The organism is Vibrio sp. 1641 (genome assembly GCF_033339995.1).
Classification (GTDB): domain Bacteria; phylum Pseudomonadota; class Gammaproteobacteria; order Enterobacterales; family Vibrionaceae; genus Vibrio; species Vibrio alginolyticus.
Window position 1 is genome coordinate 1 of record NZ_JAWOVP010000073.1, and the last position, 925, is coordinate 925.

The window sequence follows — 925 nt, forward strand, 5'->3', positions numbered from 1 at the left end:
CCACATCGCTGAAAGCGGTATTTAGATCGATGCTGTATGGCGTAAAGTCTTCCGCCAAGGCTTGGTCTGCAATGCTGCTTTCAACCACAGGCGTGTCGTTCACCGCATTCACGGTGACGTTAACCGTCGCTTGGTCAGTCAGCGCACCATCAGTGACGGTGTAAGTAATTTCGGCGTCGCCATGGAAGTTCTCAGCTGGTGTGAACACCAACTTGCCGTCAACAACCTCAACTGTCCCTTGGTCACTCGGCACAGATGCCGATTGGATAGACAGCGTGTCGCCATCAATATCGGTGTCGTTTGGCAAGACATCAATCGTCACTGGCGTGTCTTCGTCAGTAATCGCCGTGTCATTGGTCGCCACTGGCGCATCGTTCACTGGTGTGACATCGACGTTCACCGTGGTGGACTCCGATACCCCACCGGAGGTGACGATGTAGGTGAAGCTGTCTGTACCGTGGTAGTTGTCATTCGGCGTGTAGGTCACGCTGCCATCCGGGTTGACCGAGACCGTGCCGTTCGCTGGACCGTTGTTGGTATCCAGCGACACCACTTTGTCGTCGCCTTCGAACGTGTCGTTACCTAAAACCTTAATAATGGTTGGTGTGTCTTCCACAACCGTCGCTTTATCTGCCACGATGTCCGCCACAGGCGCCACTGTGAAGTTCACTGTTTGGCTAACGCTTTCACCGCTTGGATCGGTAGCCGTAAAGGTCAGCGCTTCTGAGCCGTTCCAGTCTGCGGTTGGAGTGAACGTAGCAATCCCATTGACGATTGCCACTTGAATGTTGCTGTTGCCAGAGACACTGAAGCTCAGCTCGCCATCCATATTATCCACATCACTGAAAGCGGTATTTAGATCGATGCTGTATGGCGTAAAGTCTTCTGCCAAGGCTTGGTCTGCGATGCTACTTTCAACCACAGG

The 925-nt window shown here is 53.2% G+C and carries 1 protein-coding gene; it reads right to left on the bottom strand.

All coding sequences use genetic code 11. The annotated features are described in order from the left end of the window. Positions 1-925, bottom strand: a 925-nt coding sequence (locus R7Z47_RS24225) for a tandem-95 repeat protein (RefSeq protein ID WP_318130684.1), incomplete at both ends; no start/stop codon positions are given.